19 protein-coding genes and 1 other RNA gene are annotated in these 18964 nt (G+C 42.8%); 2 read left to right on the forward strand and 18 right to left on the reverse strand.

The window, feature by feature from the left end:
• Positions 1-336 precede the first annotated feature (336 nt).
• The 17 genes from greA to ACJA3J_RS14700 form a co-directional block, all read right to left on the reverse strand.
• The gene (greA, locus tag ACJA3J_RS14620; protein ID WP_089652610.1) at positions 337-813 is read right to left on the reverse strand and encodes a transcription elongation factor GreA; all 477 of its coding nucleotides are present in this window, start codon (positions 811-813) and stop codon (positions 337-339) included.
• 162 nt (positions 814-975) lie between these two features.
• Positions 976-1629 carry a uridine kinase gene (udk, locus tag ACJA3J_RS14625; RefSeq protein WP_115822519.1) on the reverse strand — a complete coding sequence of 218 codons (654 nt, stop codon included), beginning with the start codon at positions 1627-1629 and terminating at the stop codon, positions 976-978.
• Between the two features lie 48 nt (positions 1630-1677).
• Entirely contained in the window at positions 1678-2313 is a 636-nt protein-coding gene (locus ACJA3J_RS14630) for an O-methyltransferase (RefSeq protein ID WP_406944440.1), read from the reverse strand.
• A 108-nt stretch (positions 2314-2421) separates the two neighbouring features.
• Positions 2422-3546 (reverse strand): endolytic transglycosylase MltG, encoded by a 1125-nt coding sequence (gene mltG / locus ACJA3J_RS14635; RefSeq protein ID WP_406944441.1) that lies wholly within the window; start codon positions 3544-3546, stop codon positions 2422-2424.
• 174 nt (positions 3547-3720) lie between these two features.
• Positions 3721-4005, reverse strand: coding sequence for a DUF1292 domain-containing protein (locus ACJA3J_RS14640; RefSeq protein ID WP_089652614.1), 285 nt, complete (start codon positions 4003-4005; stop codon positions 3721-3723).
• 14 nt (positions 4006-4019) lie between these two features.
• Positions 4020-4436 carry a Holliday junction resolvase RuvX gene (gene ruvX / locus ACJA3J_RS14645; RefSeq protein WP_089652615.1) on the reverse strand — a complete coding sequence of 139 codons (417 nt, stop codon included), beginning with the start codon at positions 4434-4436 and terminating at the stop codon, positions 4020-4022.
• The gene (locus tag ACJA3J_RS14650) at positions 4433-4705 is read right to left on the reverse strand and encodes an IreB family regulatory phosphoprotein (RefSeq protein ID WP_075034715.1); all 273 of its coding nucleotides are present in this window, start codon (positions 4703-4705) and stop codon (positions 4433-4435) included. Before ACJA3J_RS14650 ends, ruvX begins: the two co-directional genes overlap by 4 nt.
• A gap of 64 nt (positions 4706-4769) precedes the next feature.
• Entirely contained in the window at positions 4770-7406 is a 2637-nt protein-coding gene (gene alaS, locus ACJA3J_RS14655) for an alanine--tRNA ligase (protein WP_406944442.1), read from the reverse strand.
• 345 nt (positions 7407-7751) lie between these two features.
• Positions 7752-8819, reverse strand: coding sequence for an AI-2E family transporter (locus ACJA3J_RS14660; protein ID WP_089652617.1), 1068 nt, complete (start codon positions 8817-8819; stop codon positions 7752-7754).
• Between the two features lie 6 nt (positions 8820-8825).
• The gene (locus ACJA3J_RS14665; RefSeq protein ID WP_089652618.1) at positions 8826-9002 is read right to left on the reverse strand and encodes a hypothetical protein; all 177 of its coding nucleotides are present in this window, start codon (positions 9000-9002) and stop codon (positions 8826-8828) included.
• A 54-nt stretch (positions 9003-9056) separates the two neighbouring features.
• Positions 9057-9869 carry a TIM barrel protein gene (locus tag ACJA3J_RS14670; RefSeq protein ID WP_406944443.1) on the reverse strand — a complete coding sequence of 271 codons (813 nt, stop codon included), beginning with the start codon at positions 9867-9869 and terminating at the stop codon, positions 9057-9059.
• Positions 9870-9880: 11 nt separating this feature from the next.
• The gene (locus ACJA3J_RS14675; protein ID WP_406944444.1) at positions 9881-12205 is read right to left on the reverse strand and encodes an ATP-dependent RecD-like DNA helicase; all 2325 of its coding nucleotides are present in this window, start codon (positions 12203-12205) and stop codon (positions 9881-9883) included.
• A gap of 15 nt (positions 12206-12220) precedes the next feature.
• Entirely contained in the window at positions 12221-12880 is a 660-nt protein-coding gene (locus ACJA3J_RS14680) for a lipopolysaccharide assembly protein LapB (protein ID WP_089652621.1), read from the reverse strand.
• A 207-nt stretch (positions 12881-13087) separates the two neighbouring features.
• Complete coding sequence (gene mnmA / locus ACJA3J_RS14685) at positions 13088-14200, reverse strand: tRNA 2-thiouridine(34) synthase MnmA (protein WP_406944445.1); 1113 nt, start codon at positions 14198-14200, stop codon at positions 13088-13090.
• A gap of 18 nt (positions 14201-14218) precedes the next feature.
• The gene (locus ACJA3J_RS14690; protein ID WP_406944446.1) at positions 14219-15358 is read right to left on the reverse strand and encodes a cysteine desulfurase family protein; all 1140 of its coding nucleotides are present in this window, start codon (positions 15356-15358) and stop codon (positions 14219-14221) included.
• A gap of 17 nt (positions 15359-15375) precedes the next feature.
• Positions 15376-15795: a cysteine metabolism transcriptional regulator CymR gene (gene cymR / locus ACJA3J_RS14695; RefSeq protein WP_089652624.1), complete on the reverse strand. Its 420-nt coding sequence runs from the start codon at positions 15793-15795 to the stop codon at positions 15376-15378.
• Positions 15749-16432: a YitT family protein gene (locus tag ACJA3J_RS14700; protein ID WP_089652625.1), complete on the reverse strand. Its 684-nt coding sequence runs from the start codon at positions 16430-16432 to the stop codon at positions 15749-15751. Before ACJA3J_RS14700 ends, cymR begins: the two co-directional genes overlap by 47 nt.
• Positions 16433-16550: 118 nt before the next feature.
• On the opposite strand from ACJA3J_RS14700, the gene ACJA3J_RS14705 reads away from it, so the two are divergent.
• Both ACJA3J_RS14705 and ACJA3J_RS14710 read left to right on the forward strand, forming a co-directional pair.
• Complete coding sequence (locus ACJA3J_RS14705; protein ID WP_406944447.1) at positions 16551-17828, forward strand: replication-associated recombination protein A; 1278 nt, start codon at positions 16551-16553, stop codon at positions 17826-17828.
• Positions 17829-17911: 83 nt separating this feature from the next.
• The gene (locus ACJA3J_RS14710) at positions 17912-18568 is read left to right on the forward strand and encodes an RsfA family transcriptional regulator (RefSeq protein WP_406944448.1); all 657 of its coding nucleotides are present in this window, start codon (positions 17912-17914) and stop codon (positions 18566-18568) included.
• A 173-nt stretch (positions 18569-18741) separates the two neighbouring features.
• On the opposite strand, the gene ssrS is transcribed toward ACJA3J_RS14710, so the two are convergent.
• Positions 18742-18934, reverse strand: a non-coding RNA gene (ssrS, locus tag ACJA3J_RS14715) — 6S RNA.
• Positions 18935-18964 lie beyond the last annotated feature (30 nt).

Below are 18964 nucleotides of genomic sequence, written 5' to 3' on the forward strand. Positions count from 1 at the left end.
AGCTTTCAGGATTCAAACACCTCTGCACGGGAATTTATTCCTTATACTCTCATCGCTGGATTGTTGCTTATTCGAGAAGGAGGTTTCGAGACACTAATTAGGCAAAGGGGCGGAGGGGAATGGGGAGACTCCTGCGGGGAAAAAGTGCTTGGTGAGACCCCACAGAGCGAAGCTCGAGAAGGCTCACCGCGCTCCCGCGGAAAGCGATCCATTCCCCGCAGCCCCCATCCACTCAACAAAAGTCTCGAAACTAAGTCTTCCACAATCCTGCCATACTCTTTAAGAAGATCCGTATGTAGGCATAAAAAAAGACAGGGCAGGACCCTGTCTTTTTTATTATTCGACTGTGATGATTTTTACGTCAATTTCTCCGCCTGGTGTCGCGACTTTGACCTTGTCACCAACAACATGTCCAATTAAGCTTTGAGCCATTGGAGAGTCATTGGAAATTTTGCCTTCAAATGGGTCGGCTTCAGCACTTCCGACAATCGTGTACGTCTCTTCGTCTCCATCCGGAAGCTCTTGGAACGTTACAGATTTACCCATCGTCACTGTGTCAGGGTTTTCATTATCATTTTCGATGATGACTGCATTTCGAATCATGTTTTCCACTTGTGTGATTCGCGCTTCTACAAATGCTTGTTCATCTTTAGCTGCATCGTACTCAGAGTTCTCTGATAGATCTCCGAAACCGCGAGCGATTTTAATCCGTTCGACTACTTCTTTGCGTCGCTCTGTTTTTAGATGATGCAATTCTTCTTCTAATTTTTGTTTACCTTCTTCCGTCATATAATAACTTTTGTCTTCTGCCATGGTCCAAATACACTCCTTTAAATACAAGAAAAAATGATGTCCTTAATATAGGAAATGAGCAGTACGACTGTACGCTCATTAAAGATGATTTACTATACTTTACCCGAGGACATTATGATTTAGAACTACTAGTGAAAACTATGCCAGATTTTTGGTAGTATTTCAACTATTTTCTTTCGTCACTGTTTGTCCTTTTTCGTAAAGAACCGTTTGAATCTTCGTTGCCATAAGATCAATGGCCACGTGGTTTTGCCCACCTTCTGGGATGATAATATCCGAGTATCGTTTGGTCGGTTCTACGAATTGCAAGTGCATGGGACGAACGACATTGATATATTGTTCAATCACAGAGTCGAGTGAACGGCCTCTCTCATTAATATCTCTCATTAATCTACGGATAATTCTTACATCTGCATCTGTATCTACAAAAACTTTAATATCCATGAGATCTCTGAGGCGTTCATCTTCCAGGACTAGAATCCCTTCAACGATAATCACTTCTTTCGGTTCGACATGAATGGTTTCATCTGAGCGGGTATGCATCTTATAATCATAGACCGGTTTTTCTACAGGCTTTTGATCAAGCAATTGTTCCAAGTGCTCAATGAGAAGATCATTATCAAAAGCTAGAGGGTGATCATAGTTTGTTTGTAACCTTTCCTCAAACGGAACATCACTTTGATCCTTATAATAATAATCTTGTTCTAGCATTAATAACGTCTTATCTGTAAAGCGCTGGATAATCGAACGAGTCACACTCGTTTTCCCTGATCCTGATCCTCCCGCTACTCCAATCACTACTGGTTTATCACTCATGCTCCTGGGTGCTCCTTTCATCCATTCCATTCTTATCTATAATAGCTCTTATGTTTCCTTCTTTTTCGTAATAGCAACCCCGTCCCCGATCGGGACAATGGTTGTGTAGTAATCAGGATGTTGAATAAGCCATTCATTAAAACTCCTGATTTTACCAGCGATTTTCGCCATTCTTGGACTTGCTTCTGAATCGTCAGCAACAAAACCTTTAAATAGTACGTTATCAGAAATAATGACGCCTGTATCGGATACCATAGGGGAATACATATGGAAAAATTCTTCATACTTTCCTTTGGCTGCATCGATAAATAATAAATCAAACGGGCCTTCTTTTTCAATGGTAGATGCTACCTCTAGGGCATCTCCCTGGATGACATGGATCTGTTCCTCGGCGTTCATATCCTTAATATTTTTCAAAGCATCCTTATACCGCTGTTCATCACGTTCGACCGTTATTATTTGACCACCTGGACAAGCTTCCAGCATCCGAAGGGCTGAATAACCAATGGCTGTACCGATCTCCAGGATTCTTTTTGGTTGTTGGATCCTGAGAAGCTGCATGAGAAAATCTATCCCCAACGGTTCCATGATTGGTACTCGTTGTTCTTCTGCTTCGGATTCCATTTTCTTAACAGCTGTGGAAGGCTTTGAAAGCAATGACTGTAAATATTCTTCTTGATTCATCCTGTTTCACCCTTCCCATCAATTTTACATCCGATTTACAACCCCATTATTTTAACATAAAAAAAAGAAGGAATGCGAGTATCTTTTTGCATTCCTTCTAAAAACATGTTAATTGATATACTCATTTTTCAGTTGGTTATGTTCTTCTAGTGAACTTGCGTAATGAATCTCTCCACTACTATCAGCCAGGAAATAGAAATACTCATGATCCTTCGGTTTAGCAGCTGCCTGTAAAGAGTTCTCATTAAAGTTTGAAATCGGTCCAACCGGGAGCCCGGTTATATAATAGGTGTTGTATGGGGATTCGATTTCCAGATCTTCATACAGGACTCGGTCTTTATGCTCTCCGTGGGCGTAAAGCACGGTCGGGTCTGTTTGAAGTTTCATATCTTTATCTATACGGTTTTGAAACACGCCGGAAATCATTTGACGACTTTCTGCTGTTCGAGCTTCGTTTTCCAGAAGGGATGCCATCGTGACGAGATCGTGAACATTTTCAATCCCTTCAAGGTTCCCCATTTGATTGACATAAGGAAGGACCACCGCCTGGGTTTTATCCAGCATTTTCTTCACAAGCTGATCGATGGTTGGATCCTCGACATAAACATCATAGGTCGCAGCAAACAAATACCCTTCGAGGGGATGGCGTATTTCTTCTTTCAATATATCTTCTGTTAATAGTTGAGGATATTCAGACATCAGTTCTTTTACATAGGTTTCATCATCCACTTTTTCCATGAATTCTTCTTTAGTAAATGGTAAGTCTTCTGCGTACACCTCTGCAATCTGCCCCAGGTTACGCCCTTCAGGAACAGTCACTTTGTAAACAGGTTCTTTCACGAGCTTACCTGTTTTTAATGTTTCAATAATTTCATTTAAAGTCATGGAAGATGTAAATTGATAATTTCCCGCTTGGAATCCAGATTCGTTCTTAAACTTTGTATAAAAACGGAAGATCAAATCGTTTTTGATGATATCATTCTCTTCAAGAATACTTGCTATTGAAGATGTAGAAGATCCCAAAGGTATATCCACATTGATCTGTTTATCATTCCCTGGCTCTACAGGCTCTAAAGCAGACTTCACGTAAAAATAACCAGTAAGTCCTCCGATCACAAGGGCAAGAACCAAAACTGTAAGAATGATTGAGACAATTTTTCTCACTTTACTTGCTTCCTCTATTCTCGTTTTCAATCTTTTTTTATATTGATTTTTAAAGTCAGAATTAGACAAACGGACTTCCCCCTTTCATCCGGTTCATTATACTATAAAATGAAAGAATCTTTCTACATATTCCCTTAATTTTCTACAAGGAGAAGAGACTCTTCGGTTTTATATAGCATGAAATAAGTGTGCCACCTCAGAGAATAATAAAAGCCTGCAGCTGATCGCTGCAGGCGGTAGGAATTACGTCAAATCTTCATCTGTCAACGTATTCAACATTTCTTCAACCATTTCCCATTCATCATCGGATTCGATCTGGAATAGAGCAAGGTCATCTTCTTCATTCCCTTTTTCTTCATAACGGAAGGCAAAGACTTCTACTTCTTCCCCATCCTTTTGTTCAGCAGGGACGACTGCGATGTAAGAATGTCCTGTTTGTTCAACATCAAAGGTGAACAAAACTTCAAATAAATGCTCTTCCCCATTTTCATCAGGAATGATGATGCGTTCTTCTTTTTCTAGTGCCATATCAAACGTCCTCCTTATTGTTTCGAATCCAAGTAACTTTGCAAAATCATGACAGCAGCCATTTTATCAATGACTTTTTTCCGTTTTTTCCTGCTGACATCTGCATCCAACAGCACGCGTTCGGCTGCCATAGTGGTTAAGCGTTCATCCCAAAGATGTGTTTGGAGATGAAATTCTTCTTCCAGCCATGAGGCGAAAACCTGACTTGCTTCTCCACGTGGGCCGACCGTACCATTCATATTCTTCGGAAATCCTACAACCGCTTCCGTCACATCATGGTCACGGATGACTTTTCTTAACGGCTCCTTAGCCGTATTGAAGTCCTGCTCGTCCCAACGGAGTGTGGTGAGGCCCTGGGCCGTCCAGCCAAAGGCGTCCGATATGGCGATGCCTATCGTTTTTTCGCCCACATCCAGTCCTATTTTTTTCATTCAATGCCCTCTTTATTCTCTTTGATGTAAAATTTAACCAGTTCTTCAATCAACTCGTCGCGTTCAATTTTGCGGATTAAGTTTCTGGCATCCTGATGACGAGGAATGTACGCAGGGTCGCCTGAAAGCAAATATCCGACAATCTGGTTGATCGGATTGTACCCTTTCTCTTGTAATGCTCCGTAAACAGATAGAAGTACGGATTGGACATCTTGATCAAACGGTTCTTCAGAGAAGTTGAACCTCATCGTTTTATCCATTGAACTCATTACAGTCACCTCGCACTTTTGTAGTATTTACTCTATTATATACCTAATTCTTCTATAGGAAAAACTAGGCGTTTTGACTTGCATATTCCTTGGCATATTCAAGTGCTTCTGGAATTTTAGAAGCATCCTTACCACCCGCTTGTGCCATGTCTGGACGGCCACCACCGCCACCACCGCATCGGGTCGCTGCTTCTTTGATTAATTGACCTGCATGATATCCTTTTTCTACTAAGTCCTTCGATACTCCTGCAATTAATTGAACTTTATCTCCATTCGGAGCTGCAAGAAGGATCATTCCGGAGTCAAGTTTCTGCTTCAGATCATCAACCATTGTCCTGAGAGCATTCATATCTTTCACATCTACTTGCTTGGCAAGAATCTTCACTCCATTGACTTCCTCCACTTCATCCAAAATATTGGAGGCTTCCATGTTTGATAATTTTGCACTTAGTGATTCATTTTCTTTTTGAAGATCTTTCATTTCTTTATGAAGGACTTCAATTCGCTCTGGAACCTGCTCAGGCTTGGTCTTCAACTGCTCCCCAGCTTTTTTCAGCAATGCTTCTTTGCCATTCATATACAAATAAGCATCCTTAGCTGTGACAGCCTCGATTCTTCTGGTGCCAGCACCAATTCCAGACTCTGAAATAATCTTGAATAAGCCGATTTCGGCCGTGTTCATGACATGACAACCTCCACAAAGCTCAAGGCTGTAATTGCCAACCTGAACGACTCTAACCGTGTCCCCATATTTTTCACCAAATAAGGCCATTGCGCCCTTAGCTTTTGCTTCTTCAATAGAATTGAGTTCGATGGAGACCGGAATAGACTGCCATACTTTTTCATTCACGATGCTCTCAATTTTCTCCATTTCTTCGTTCGTTACAGAACCGAAGTGGGAAAAGTCAAAGCGCAGGCGATCTGGAGCTACAAGAGAGCCGGCTTGATTGACATGTTCGCCAAGGACATCTTTCAAAGCTTGATGCAGAAGGTGTGTCGCCGTATGGTTTTTAACAATAAAGGAACGTCCACTTTGATCGACTTCTGCCTTCACTGTGGCTCCTTTTTCTATAGAACCTTGTTTAACGATCGCTTCATGCATGTGCTGACCATTCGGCGCTTTTTGAACATTGGTGACTTCAACTACAGCAGATTCTGTTCTCAGGAAACCGCGATCGGCGATCTGACCACCACTCTCGGCGTAGAAAGGTGTTTGGGATAGGAACAGGTAAATGGTGTCGCCCTCTTCTGCATATCCACTGAACTCTTTTCCTTTAATCAGTTCTACAATTTCCGTTTCAACTTGAAGTGTGTCATAGCCAATGAATTCACTTTCTACGTGAACGTCACCTAGTACTCCATCTTGGACTTGCATGGAATCGGTCTTTTGACGAGCACTCCGTGCGCGCTCCCGTTGCTTTTGCATTTCGTTTTGGAAACCTTCTTCATCAATGGTGAAGCCAGCTTCTGCTACGTACTCTTCTGTCAGTTCTTTCGGGAAGCCATACGTGTCATATAAACGGAAGACTTCCGTTCCAGGGAACACGTTGCTTCCTTTCTCGGTCTCCTGTTTGATGATGGTGGAAAGAATTTGTAACCCATCATTCAAGGTTTCATGGAAACGTGCTTCTTCTGTTTGAATGACGTTTTGAATGAAGGATTCTTTCTCCTTCACTTCAGGATAGAAGTCGACCATGATTTTAGAGACTTCAGGAACTAGTTTGTACATGAATGGTTTGTCAATCCCGATCTGCTTTGCAAAACGTACAGCTCTTCGCAACAGACGACGCAGGACGTAACCACGTCCTTCATTCGAAGGCAGGGCCCCATCACTAACTGCGAATGTCACGGTTCTCATATGGTCTGCAATCACTTTGAAGGATGCATCTGTATCGAAGCTGTCTCCATAGTTTTTATCAGCCATTTTTTCTGTTGCTTCAATAATCGGAAGGAATAAATCTGTCTCGAAGTTCGTTTCTGTTTCTTGAATGACACAAACAATACGCTCAAGACCCATCCCTGTATCAATGTTTTTCTTAGGAAGTGGTGTATAAGTATCATCAGGGTTATGGTTGAATTGGGAGAAAACAAGATTCCAGATTTCCAAATAGCGTTCATTTTCTCCGCCAGGGTAAAGTTCAGGATCACTCGAGTCACTTCCGTATTTTTCTCCACGGTCATAAAAGATTTCTGTATTCGGGCCACTAGGTCCTTCTCCGATATCCCAGAAATTCTCTTCGATGCGGATGATGCGCTCTTCATCTAGTCCGATTTTATCTTTCCAGATTTGGTAAGCTTCATCATCTTCCGGGTGTACAGTTACAGAAAGCCTTTCTTGGTCGAACCCAATCCATTGATCACTCGTAAGGAACTCCCAGGCCCATTCCATGGCTTCTTCCTTGAAGTAATCTCCAATAGAAAAATTACCCAGCATCTCAAAGAAGGTGTGGTGTCTGGCCGTGAATCCTACATTTTCAATATCGTTCGTACGAATCGATTTTTGAGCATTTACAATCCGCGGATTTTCAGGAATAACGCGGCCATCGAAATATTTTTTCAATGTTGCCACACCACTATTGATCCATAGAAGTGTAGGATCTTCGTGAGGGACGAGTGACGCGCTAGGTTCTACGCTATGGCCTTTTTCTTTAAAGAAGTCAAGAAACATTTGACGGACTTCCGCTGATGTTAATGATTTCATTTTCAACAACCTCCTCAGTTTCATCGATAGTATAGAGACCGTTCCGGACGAAGGAGGAACAAAAAAACCCCGTCCCTGCCTTTAGATCGGCAGGGACGGGGTTTTGTTTCCGCGGTACCACCCTGGTTATAGACATACACGTCTATCAGCTTGAATGCCTTTAACGTGGCATGACCCCGGCGGGAATTAACCGCACTCCGGAATAGCTTTCAACAACCTCCATGCAATGCGTTTTTCAGCCTGGAACGCACCTCTCTGATCATGAACGAATCGCCTACTTTTTTCCTTCATCGTTTTCTTTCGTCCTTATAGTCTTTGCTAAGCGTTATTATAGATAACTGTCGTTCATCTGTCAACGTTTAACCTTCCTGTACGGATCTCCGAGGCCACTACTTTTAAGCATGTCAATACAGGAACGGCCAAAATCAGTCCAGGAATTCCAGCCACTTCTCCGCCGACCAGTAAGGCTAAGATGATGAACAAGGGGTGGATATGAATACTCTTCCCCATGATATACGGGGAAAGGAGATTTCCTTCGACCAGTTGAATGATCAGAATAACAGCTAATGTGAAAAGGAGTGTATTCACACTCACGGTAAGAGCCACAATGACCGCAGGACCTGCTCCAAGAAGAGGGCCGAAGTAGGGGATAATATTGGTCAACCCTGCAATTAACCCTAAGACTAAAGGGTAAGGAAGGTCAATCAACCAAAACCCTGCGGTAGCTAATACGCCTACAAATAAACTGATCAATAGCTGCCCTCGAATATAGCCTCCCAGAGAGTGATTCAACTCTCTGACCAACCTGTTGGATTCCTCATGCCATTGAGAAGGGAGTAGGAAAACTAGAGCTTTCCCTATGCTCTTATAGTCTTTAAGAAAATAAAACGTCATGACAGGCACAACAGCTAGAAGCACAATCATGTTAAATATCCCACTAAGACCAGCTAGTAGAGCCAGTACTCTTCCACTCACCCATTCTTCAAAGCTTGCAAAACGCGCATCGACTTCATGGTGAAGACCGTCCGGCAATTTCTCTGTTTGGGCATAAAGCTGCTTTGTCCAATCTTGATAGGACTCAACCAAATAAGGCAAATGCTCGTTTAAAAGCTTCAATTGATCAAGCAATCGTGGAATACCTTTATATAATCCAAAAGCCGTCAGCGAAAAGAAGAGCACAAAAATCACAAGTATGCTAATCGTACGAGACAGGCCGAGATCCTCGATCACGTGCACGAGTGGATGCAGTAAAAGAGATAACACAAGAGCCAGTAAAAACGGCAACAGCACTTTCCCCATGACGATGAGGACACCGTCATAATAAGGGAACAACCAAGCTAGCAATAAGAGAGAAAGTAGGATGATAAAAAAGATGGTGAATCTCCGCAACCATTTAGAGGAGCGATCACTCATGAATCATCAAGATCCCTGCTGATAAAAAATATCATTCAAAGAACTTAAGCTGCCATCTTCCTCAATTTGGTTGATATTCATTTTTCCATCTTCAATCGTTAACTCAAGGCAACAATTCCAACAATAGTATTGTTCGTTACCGATTTTCCCAAGGTTCTTATTATTGCAGTTCGGACATCTCATCGGACATACTCCTTTTTTACCAAATAGTATGTCCACGAAAATGAGATTCATACATTACTTGAGTTGTTCCATCACCCATTCAATCCCCTCATCCACCTCTTCCTCAGAAGGGTTGGTGTGCGGCGTGTGCTCAAGGATAAAATATTTGTCCCTGCCTTTTGCAAGCAGTTCTATGCAAGGAGTCATGTCAAAAGCTGTGTCCTGCTTTTCAAAGTCCGGGTGAATCGGTGTCCAAATATATCCTTTATTAGTGAACCGAACATTATGCATATGTACGACTTTGGTAAATGGAAGAAGTGGCTCTATATACTCTCTCCAATTGTTTCCCACCGCAATCCTATAATCACCGATATCAATACAAATACTCAGACCATATTTTTCCCAGAGATTCATAGGAAAATCATACAGGTATTGAATGCCTGCAGAAGATTTATTATGACCAAGCTTTGGTTCACATACGATTGGAACCCCATACGATTCCTGTAAGTGTTGTAAAAACTGCAAGCCTTCCTCTATCTTTTCAAGAGTAGACTCCGCCTCACCTTTGAAATAAGGAAAGTGAACAAGGACATAGGATGCCCCTGATCGTGCCGCTTCCTGCACTTCCTCTACAAACAATTTCCTGGCGAGGGAGGGATGCATTTTCACTTCTTCTAGAAGATCATACTTGCTATTTTCTCTAAAGTGAGGAACATGAATACCAAAACTAACCTTGTTCTCTCTGGCTAAATTCAAAAAGGAGAGATAGGAATCCCTGTCCCCAAACTCTCCTATTTCCACATGAGGCAATCCTTTATCAAATAGCTCCGGAAGACGGTCACGATCAGACATGATGGTACTTCCAGACATCCCAATAGAATGTGCCAAAACGTTCCCTCCTACATAAAATCATATGGTGACAACTGTTCTTCTTCTTCTGTATCCACTTCAGGTACGGATTCTTCTTGCAGTTTCTCTTTTAACCTTGTGTATCTTGTATTCGTATCTGTTGTACCCACACCGTCAAGGAAAGCTTCCCGGTCACCGCAAATAATGAGAGACTGTTTGGATCTTGTAATGGCCGTATAGATTAGATTCTTTCTTAACATTCGGCGATAGCTTCTCACGATTGGCAGTATAACTATGGAAAATTCACTGCCCTGGGATTTATGAATGGAGGTACAATAGGCATGCATGATGCTGTTCAAGTCTTTTTTCGGATAGACGACTTCTTTTCCTTCAAAATCGACTACCACCTGCTCAACGCCATCCACGTTTTCTTCCGCACGGAAAATGGCTACGATTTCGCCGATATCTCCATTATAAACACCATCTTCAGGCTGATTCACCAATTGGATGACCTTATCCCCTTTTCGATAAGTAACCTCAAAGTGCCTTAAATCGCGTTTTTGTTTACTTTTCGGATTAACCGTTTGCTGGATGCTTTCATTCAACTTATGGATCCCTACGTCTGTTCGATACATCGGAGCAAGTACTTGAATGTCTTTCAATTCATTCCCCTTGTCCAACGCTTTTTGGACAATGTTAGTCACGAGATCACTTAACTGGTGTTCTCTTGCCGGGATGAAGTTGAAGTCATGGTCCTTTTCAAGGGAGGCTGTCGTACAAGCATCCTTCTTTATCTCATGGGCAAGCTGGATGATTTTCGAACCTTCCTTTTGACGATAGACTTCTGTTAACTTTACGGATGGAAGTGTGTTAGAAGCTAAGAGATCAGCAAGCACTTGACCGGGACCTACCGAAGGCAGTTGGTCTTCATCTCCAACAAGTAAGACTTGCATATCATCAGGGATGGCGCGGAACAATTGATTTGCAAGCCAAATATCGACCATCGAAAATTCATCGATGATCAACAGACTCCCTTCCAGCGGGTTGTTCTGATTGCGTTCAAAGGAGTCATGTCCATCCCACCCTAACAAACGGTGGATGGTGCTTGCAGGCAGTCCTGTCGATTCTGTCATCCTTTTTGCAGCTCTTCCTGTCGGTGCTGCAAGGACGAATGGAAAAGGTTTGTCACTATCATAATCTTCGGGATGGATAGAAAAATCGTTCAATTCTGCATACGTATGGATGATTCCTTTAATGACGGTCGTTTTACCCGTTCCCGGTCCACCGGTTAAAATCATCAATTTGGAATGAAGGGCTTTTTCAATGGCGTTGAACTGGTCTTCGCCATAACTCATCGCTTCCTCTTCTTCCAAGTCCCCGATGATTTTCATCAAATCTGCTTGTGTGTGTGCTACATCAACCTCTTTTTCTTGAATGCGGTCCACATGACTGCAAAAACCATTTTCAGCAAAGTATAGAGTCGGAAGATAGATGCGTTCCTCTTCAATATATACAAAACGTTCTTCACCAAGATGGATCATTTGCTCAGATAGCTGTTCGAAAGTAATGGCAGGCTCTGAGCCCTGATTTAACAGTTGTTCAACCTGGACGAGGCACTCTTCTGTCGGGAGATAGACATGTCCCGCACTCATGCTTTTTTGCATCATATACAAGCACGCCGCTCGAATCCTTGTTGGATGATCATGGGAAAGATTCTGCATCTTTGCCATTTCATCCGCTCGATGAAAACCGAAGCCATCCACGTGGAAGACGAGCTGGTAAGGATCTTCTTCAATGATCGCCATCGTTTGATCCTTAAAGGCTTCATAGATTTTTTGAGCAAGCTTCAAACCAAATCCATATTGAGACAAATGAATCATGACGTGTTCGAACCCTTGATGCTCTTTCAAGGCCTCATATAGTTGATCCGCTTTATCTTTAGGCAACTTTGGAACAGCATCTAACACATCACGGTTTTCCAAAATTCTTGATATCGCTTGTTCTCCTAACTCATCCACGATCCGTTCGGCTGTTTTTTTTCCAATGCCGTGGAAAAGATCACTGGACAAGTAGAGGACGATTCCATCTTTCGTTTCCGGCAACACACGATTGTACATGTCTACTTCATATTGCAGCCCGAATTTTTTATGGTTTTTGAATTCTCCATAAAACATATAGGTTTCGCCTTCCTCCAAAGGAGAAAAATGCCCTTTGATCACAAGGGACTTCTCTTCGAAGGCTTCATTCGTTTCCTTCACATGAATGGAAGCAATCGAAAAGTGCTCGGATTCATTGTGAAAGATCATCCGGCTCAATTCCCCTTTGACATAAGGACGTTCTTCATTCGATTCTTGAAAGAGCGATTGTTGAGTCATAACCATCGAACTCCTCTACTCGTTTAACGCTTGTTCCACTTGCCCTTTGGCATGAGCTGCCAGCATATGCTCAGGATTGATTTCCAATGCTTTAGAAAAATGCTCCAGCGCTTTTCCGGCGTTCTCCTGATGAAGAGCAACGACACCAAGGTTGTAATGCGCATCACTGTGTTGTTCTTCTAATTGTAGCACATGGTTCATGACTTGTTCAGCTTGATCAATCTGTCCATTTTGAGCCAGGCATAGACCATATTGGAATTGGACATCCACGTCCTCCGGTGCCAGTTCTGATGCTCTCAGAAGATAAGGGAGAGCAAGCTTCACGTATTCTTGATGAATGAATGTCATTCCTAACATAAAGTGGACATCTGCTTCATCTAATCCTTGCTGAATCGCCTGGATAAACTGTTCCTGTGCTTTCGTATACTTTTCCTGTTCATAATACACATTTCCCAGGCCATAATAGGCGGTTGCTGCCGTATCATCCAATTCGATGGCACGATGAAAGAAGCGCTCGGCTCTTTCATGCTCATTCATGTGTGTCAGCAAATTACCGAAATTGATGTACCCTACAGGCTCTTTTGGATTCTCGTCAATGGCCTCCGTAAATAGTTTTGCTGCTTCCTCATAATTATGGTTTTGCATCTGTTCGATTCCTTGCTTTAACTTATCCATTTCAAACCTCTCCTTTCAATATGTCTCCTATAATAACGACACTTTCGTATCACAAACCATTTTTTCTATGAAGCCCATGTGAAAGTTTCCAGAGCAAGGCTCACTAAACACACATGGAAAGTAAGTTGTTTCAATGCCCTGCTACTAAGGGAAATCGACACTCATAAAAAAGTCATGTCCAAAAAATACGGACATGACTTTTTCATTCTATCCTACATAAGTGATGGCTTGATCTTGTTTGAGAACAACATCGATTGTCGCCCCACCGAGGCAGACTTCTCCATCGTAAAAGACGACCGCCTGCCCTGGAGTGATCGCACGTTCTGGTTCGTCAAACATGACTTTCCACGTTCCATCTTCCATCGGGTATACCGTCACTCCGCTGTCTTCTTGGCGATAACGGAATTTAGCCGTGCATTTGAATGACTCAGTCGGTACGAACCCTTTTGTCCAGCTCGCTTCGGAAGCGATGAGACCGTCAGAGTACAGCGCATCATGATGGAACCCTTGTCCAACGTAGAGAATATTATCCGTCACATTCTTACCTACGACGAACCATGGGTCTCCAGCGCCTCCAATACCCAGTCCTTGACGCTGACCTAATGTGTAGTACATCAATCCGTCATGCTTGCCTTTCACTTCACCATCAAGAGTTTCCATATTGCCTGGTTGTGCAGGTAAATATTCACTTAAGAATTCCTTGAAGTTACGCTCTCCGATAAAGCAGATTCCTGTAGAGTCTTTCTTCTTCGCAGTGGCAAGACCATGCTCTTCCGCAATCCTACGCACTTCTTTTTTCTCAAGATGACCTAGAGGGAACATCACCTTAGAAAGCACTTCCTGTGATAGCTGGTTCAAGAAGTACGTTTGGTCTTTATTGTGATCGACTCCACGAAGCATTTCATATGTGCCGTCGTTTTCACGGACTTGCGCATAGTGGCCCGTCGCCAAATAGTCAGCTCCGAGAGACATCGCGTGGTCCATGAACGCCTTGAACTTGATCTCTTTGTTACACATTACATCAGGATTCGGTGTTCGGCCTTTTTTGTACTCATCAAGGAAATAAGTGAACACTTTATCCCAATACTGCTTCTCAAAATTCACTGCAAAATACGGAATATCCAACTGGTTACAGACGCGGATAACATCTTCATAATCTTCCGTAGCTGTACAGACACCATTTTCATCGGTATCGTCCCAGTTCTTCATAAAAATACCCACGACATCATAGCCTTGTTCTTTCAATAGGAGAGCTGCAACGGATGAATCCACCCCGCCACTCATTCCAACGACTACCCGTGTATCTTTAGGATCTTTCATTTCTTTCACCTTCCTTTATCAAGCCAGCCGTTTAATAATTTGGCTGACTCTCCTTGCTGCTTCTGTTATATCTTCTTCATTATTTGCAAGTCCAAAACTGAACCGTATCGAATTGGTGGTTTTCGGGTGGTCGGAACCAAACATCGCGGAAAGAACATGAGATGGCTCTACAGACCCTGCCGTACAGGCACTTCCGCTCGAAGCAGCGATGCCTGATAAATCAAAATTCGTGAGCAGCGTTTCCACGTTCATCCCAGGAAAACTGATGTTTACGATTGATTCTATTGTTTTTTCATGGGACCCATTCACTTCACATGAAATGTTCTCCTCCTCCAGTGTTTGAAGAAAGAGCTGCTTATAATGAAGGTATTTTTCTTTATACGTCAAACGCTCAGCCTCCATAATCTCAACAGCTGTCTTCAGCCCTTGAACGGCCGGAATGTTTTCTGTCCCTGCTCGTCTTTTCCGTTCCTGTTCTCCACCATATTGAAGAGATTCAATTCCCGTGCCTTCACGGATATACAAAAAGCCGATGCCTTTCGGGCCATTGATCTTATGACCGGAAACCGCCATCAAATCGACTCCAAGGTGTGAAACATCGATATCCATCAGACCGTATGCCTGAACAATATCAGAATGAAAATAAGCCTGATGATCCTTTAAAACAGCGGCTATTTCTTCAATCGGCTGAATCGCTCCTGTTTCATTATTAACCATCATGATAGAGACAAGAATAGTATCCTCACGAAGAGCACCTTTTAAGTCATCCACTTTTACTATTCCATCCTCATCTACAGGCAAATAGGTGACTTCAAAGTCTTGAGACTCCAAGTATTCGACTGCATGTAATGTAGCATGATGTTCGATCGAAGTGGTAATGATATGCTTACCCTTGGAACGATTAGCTCTCGCCGTACCAATAATCGCTAAATTGTCCGCTTCGGTTCCTCCGCTCGTAAAAACAATTTCTTTCTCATTCGCACCGAGGCCATGAGCAATTCTTCTTCGCCCTTCATCCAAAATCCGCCGGGCTTTCCTTCCAAACTGATGAACACTTGACGGATTGCCAAATACACTTTTGTATACAGGCATCATTTCTTCGATCACTTTGGGATGGACGGGTGAAGTCGCTGCATGGTCCAAATAAATTGACTTCATCTTTTCACCTCCAACCATTAAATATAAAACATATAAGCATCTTGAGTCTGGTCATCGACATGATCCTTTAAGTCTTCAAGCGTCGTGGTATCAAGGACATCTTTCACTGCATCTCTGACCCTCTTCCACAACGCCTGTTTCGCAGGCTCTTCATTTTCAATACCTTCAACAGGTGTGATAGGACCTTCTAAAACACGGATCACATCTCCTGCTGTAATTTCGTGGGGAGCCTTTGTGAGCATATAGCCTCCATAGGCACCACGAACACTTTTTACGAGACTTGCGTTTCGCAATGGAGCAATCAGTTGCTCCAGGTAATGTTCGGATAGATTATTGTCTCTTGCAATCTGTTTCAAGGAAATTGGACCGTCTCCATATTTCCTTGCCAGTTCAATCATGATGGTTAGCCCGTACCGGCCTTTGGTAGATATCTTCATACATGTCACCCTTCATTATTAAAAACTGTAGCCATGTTTTTGCCTGTGGTAAGGTGTATCCTACAAATGTACCCAGAAACAGGGCGATGAATACCGTCCCTGCCCCAACAGGCCCACCAAGAGCAAAACCTGCCACGGCTACGATAATTTCAATTCCATTTCTTACTGTCGACACTTTCCATCCAGTAGCCTTCGTAATCAATAACATCAGACTATCACGTGGCCCTGCCCCGATGTCAGGTGCAACATAAACACCAATCCCAAGAGCAATGACAAACGTTCCTGATATAAAAATCAATAATTGCATGATCAATGTTTCAGGTTCTGGCAAAAGCCAATTAAAGAAATCAATAAAAACACCGATGAGAATCATATTCAATATCGTTCCTACTTGCGGCCACATTTTTTGTAAAACTGAACTCGTCAGAACGATCAGCAATCCGGCAATAATCGACCAGGTTCCTACGGTAAGACCTAATTTAAGAAACAGACCATAATGAAAAACATCCCATGGTCCAATTCCAAACTCTTTCACCTGCATTGTCATTGAAATGCCGAGGCCCAGGATGACTAAACCGATAAAGAAAAAGTTCCAGCGAATGAAGTTTTCGCGCTTTTTCTCCTTCACATAAGTCATGATCATCTTCCTCTCTCTATTATACCAAACGCTATTATAGCATGAATGGCAAGTCCCTTGCATTTTCCTTGGAATCATTCTACGCTTACATTTATAACTGTCAAAAGGAGAATGTTCTATGAGTCAGCAACCCCTCGCTTTTCGATTGCGACCAGCCAATATAGATGAAATTATCGGACAGTCCCACCTCGTTGCCGAAGGAAAAACCATCAATCGTATGATTAAGGCTGAACGCCTGGCATCGATGATTTTATTCGGACCACCCGGGACGGGAAAAACTTCGATGGCGACCGCACTTGCCAAAAGCTTGAATATCCCTCATAAAACGTTGAACGCGGTAACAGATAAGAAGAAAGACATGGAAATTGCCGTTGAAGAAGCGAAGATGCACGGGCAACTCGTATTGATCCTTGATGAAGTCCACCGGCTGGATAAAGCAAAGCAGGATTTCCTTCTCCCACACCTGGAAAGCAACCGTTTAACCATGATCGGTTGTACGACAAGCAACCCATACCATTCCATAAATCCCGCGATTCGAAGCCGTTGTCATTTATTTGAGCTGTTCCGATTGGATAGTGATCACATCAAACAGGCGATTCACAGAGCACTGGACGATCGCGAAAAGGGCCTTGGTCACATGAACATCCAAATCACTGACGATGCTCTTGACCACTTTGCTCAATCTTCCAATGGAGATCTGCGCTCAGCTTTGAACGGGTTGGAACTCGCCGCTTTCTCTACACCTGCTGAGGAAAATGGGCTTGTGAAGATCACCTTAGAGGTTGCCGAAGAATGTATGCAGAAGAAAAGCTTCACACATGATAAGGATGGAGATGCTCATTATGATGTCCTCTCAGCGTTTCAAAAATCGATTCGCGGCAGTGATGTTGACGCTTCCCTTCATTATTTAGGTCGTTTGATTGAGGCTGGGGACCTGGATAGTATCGCTAGAAGATTAGTAGTCATTGCATATGAAGACATTGGCCTCGCCAATCCCCAAGCAGGTCCTAGAGCCCTGTCTGCCGTGGAAGCAGCTGAGAGAATCGGATTTCCTGAGGCCCGCATCCCATTAGCGGTGGCTGTGACGGAACTAGCTCTCTCACCGAAATCCAACAGTGCGTACAAAGCACTTGATGCGGCACTTTCAGATATTAGGAATGGGAAAAGCGGAGAAGTTCCTCAACATTTAAAAGACTCTCATTACAAAGGAGCCGAAAAGCTAGGAAGAGGGATCGAGTACAAGTATCCCCATAATTATGAGAATGCGTGGGTAGACCAGCAATACCTTCCTGATCTCATAAAAACACGTCAATACTATGAACCGAAACGGACGGGTAAATTCGAACAAGCTCTTGAGCAGGTTTATAGCAAAATCAAAAAGCAAAAATCTACTTGAGTATATTTCCACTTCTTCTTGGCTACACTACTACTAAATCTGACAAACTATTATCTTTAAAGATAAAATTAGGAGTGGTGAATATGCCTAAAGTAAGACAAGATGCCTGGTCTCATGAAGATGATCTATTATTAGCTGAAACCGTTCTGAGACATATACGGGAAGGAAGCACACAATTGAAAGCTTTTGATGAAGTCGGTGATATTTTAAACCGTACTTCCGCTGCCTGCGGGTTTAGATGGAATGCAGAAGTCCGACAAAAGTATGAACAGGCCGTTGAGCTTGCGAAGAAACAACGAAAAGAGAAAAAGCGGAAAGAAGCGAAACAGCAACCTGTCTATCAAAGACCTCAGGCTCCTGTTGTGTATCAAGCAGAAATAGAGGAAGAAGACTATTTACTTCCTGAGCCGGCTACCTCAGAAATCCATGAGGAGAAGCGAACTCATCAAGAACTTGGTTTAGAAGACATCATTGCTTATTTGACGGACCTTAAACAAGAGAGTACAAATTCCGGATCTCTTCAAATCCGACTATCTGAACTAGAACGTCAAAACAAAGAGTTAGCAGAACAAAACCAGCAATTAAGTGGACAGCTTGAAGCCATGACCGAAGATTACCAGGCTTTGATTCAAATTATGGACCGTGCTAGAAAAATGGTCATGTTTGATGATTCTGATCATGCTTACAAACCTCAATTCCGCATGGAGAAAAACGGAAATCTCGAAAACCTTGCACGCTAATCAGATAAAGGTCGCGTGTGTCTGAGCAATGGAGCGGGACGTCGCCCCATAAGTCAATTTTCACACAGTTAATTGTTTTATCATTGCATTGCCCATTAAAAAAGCGTTTCCCTGATAGGGAAACGCTTTTGTTATTTAATCACATTGATTTTTAGTAAAGAGCAATTAAAAAGACCAATCCCAATTGTGCCGTCGTATCATGAGTTTTGAACCCGCTCTAGGCAGGTGGGTGCCCTGTTCCACATTTCTTGCGTCCTCCCATCAATGATGGTTATGAGGCATGCATTCCATGTGGAAACACCAGGCTCCCGTTTCAAAAATGTTCGGTCAAAACGTACATTCGAACAACGTACACATCAGGATTGGTCTCTTTAATTTTGTAATGTAATCTTAGCA

It is taken from the genome of Halobacillus sp. SY10 (assembly GCF_045401165.1).
Taxonomy (GTDB): Bacteria; Bacillota; Bacilli; order Bacillales; family Halobacillaceae; genus Halobacillus; species Halobacillus aidingensis.

Coding starts and splice junctions, on each gene's coding strand:
- greA (WP_089652610.1), bottom strand. CDS start 813: ATGGCAGAAGACAAAAGTTATTATATGACGGAAGAAGGTAAACAAAAA.
- udk (WP_115822519.1), bottom strand. CDS start 1,629: ATGAGTGATAAACCAGTAGTGATTGGAGTAGCGGGAGGATCAGGATCA.
- ACJA3J_RS14630 (WP_406944440.1), bottom strand. CDS start 2,313: ATGAATCAAGAAGAATATTTACAGTCATTGCTTTCAAAGCCTTCCACA.
- ACJA3J_RS14640 (WP_089652614.1), bottom strand. CDS start 4,005: ATGGCACTAGAAAAAGAAGAACGCATCATCATTCCTGATGAAAATGGG.
- ruvX (WP_089652615.1), bottom strand. CDS start 4,436: ATGAAAAAAATAGGACTGGATGTGGGCGAAAAAACGATAGGCATCGCC.
- ACJA3J_RS14650 (WP_075034715.1), bottom strand. CDS start 4,705: ATGAGTTCAATGGATAAAACGATGAGGTTCAACTTCTCTGAAGAACCG.
- alaS (WP_406944442.1), bottom strand. CDS start 7,406: ATGAAATCATTAACATCAGCGGAAGTCCGTCAAATGTTTCTTGACTTC.
- ACJA3J_RS14660 (WP_089652617.1), bottom strand. CDS start 8,819: ATGAGTGATCGCTCCTCTAAATGGTTGCGGAGATTCACCATCTTTTTT.
- ACJA3J_RS14665 (WP_089652618.1), bottom strand. CDS start 9,002: ATGAGATGTCCGAACTGCAATAATAAGAACCTTGGGAAAATCGGTAAC.
- ACJA3J_RS14675 (WP_406944444.1), bottom strand. CDS start 12,205: ATGACTCAACAATCGCTCTTTCAAGAATCGAATGAAGAACGTCCTTAT.
- ACJA3J_RS14680 (WP_089652621.1), bottom strand. CDS start 12,880: ATGGATAAGTTAAAGCAAGGAATCGAACAGATGCAAAACCATAATTAT.
- mnmA (WP_406944445.1), bottom strand. CDS start 14,200: ATGAAAGATCCTAAAGATACACGGGTAGTCGTTGGAATGAGTGGCGGG.
- ACJA3J_RS14690 (WP_406944446.1), bottom strand. CDS start 15,358: ATGAAGTCAATTTATTTGGACCATGCAGCGACTTCACCCGTCCATCCC.
- cymR (WP_089652624.1), bottom strand. CDS start 15,795: ATGAAGATATCTACCAAAGGCCGGTACGGGCTAACCATCATGATTGAA.
- ACJA3J_RS14700 (WP_089652625.1), bottom strand. CDS start 16,432: ATGACTTATGTGAAGGAGAAAAAGCGCGAAAACTTCATTCGCTGGAAC.
- ACJA3J_RS14705 (WP_406944447.1), top strand. CDS start 16,551: ATGAGTCAGCAACCCCTCGCTTTTCGATTGCGACCAGCCAATATAGAT.
- ACJA3J_RS14710 (WP_406944448.1), top strand. CDS start 17,912: ATGCCTAAAGTAAGACAAGATGCCTGGTCTCATGAAGATGATCTATTA.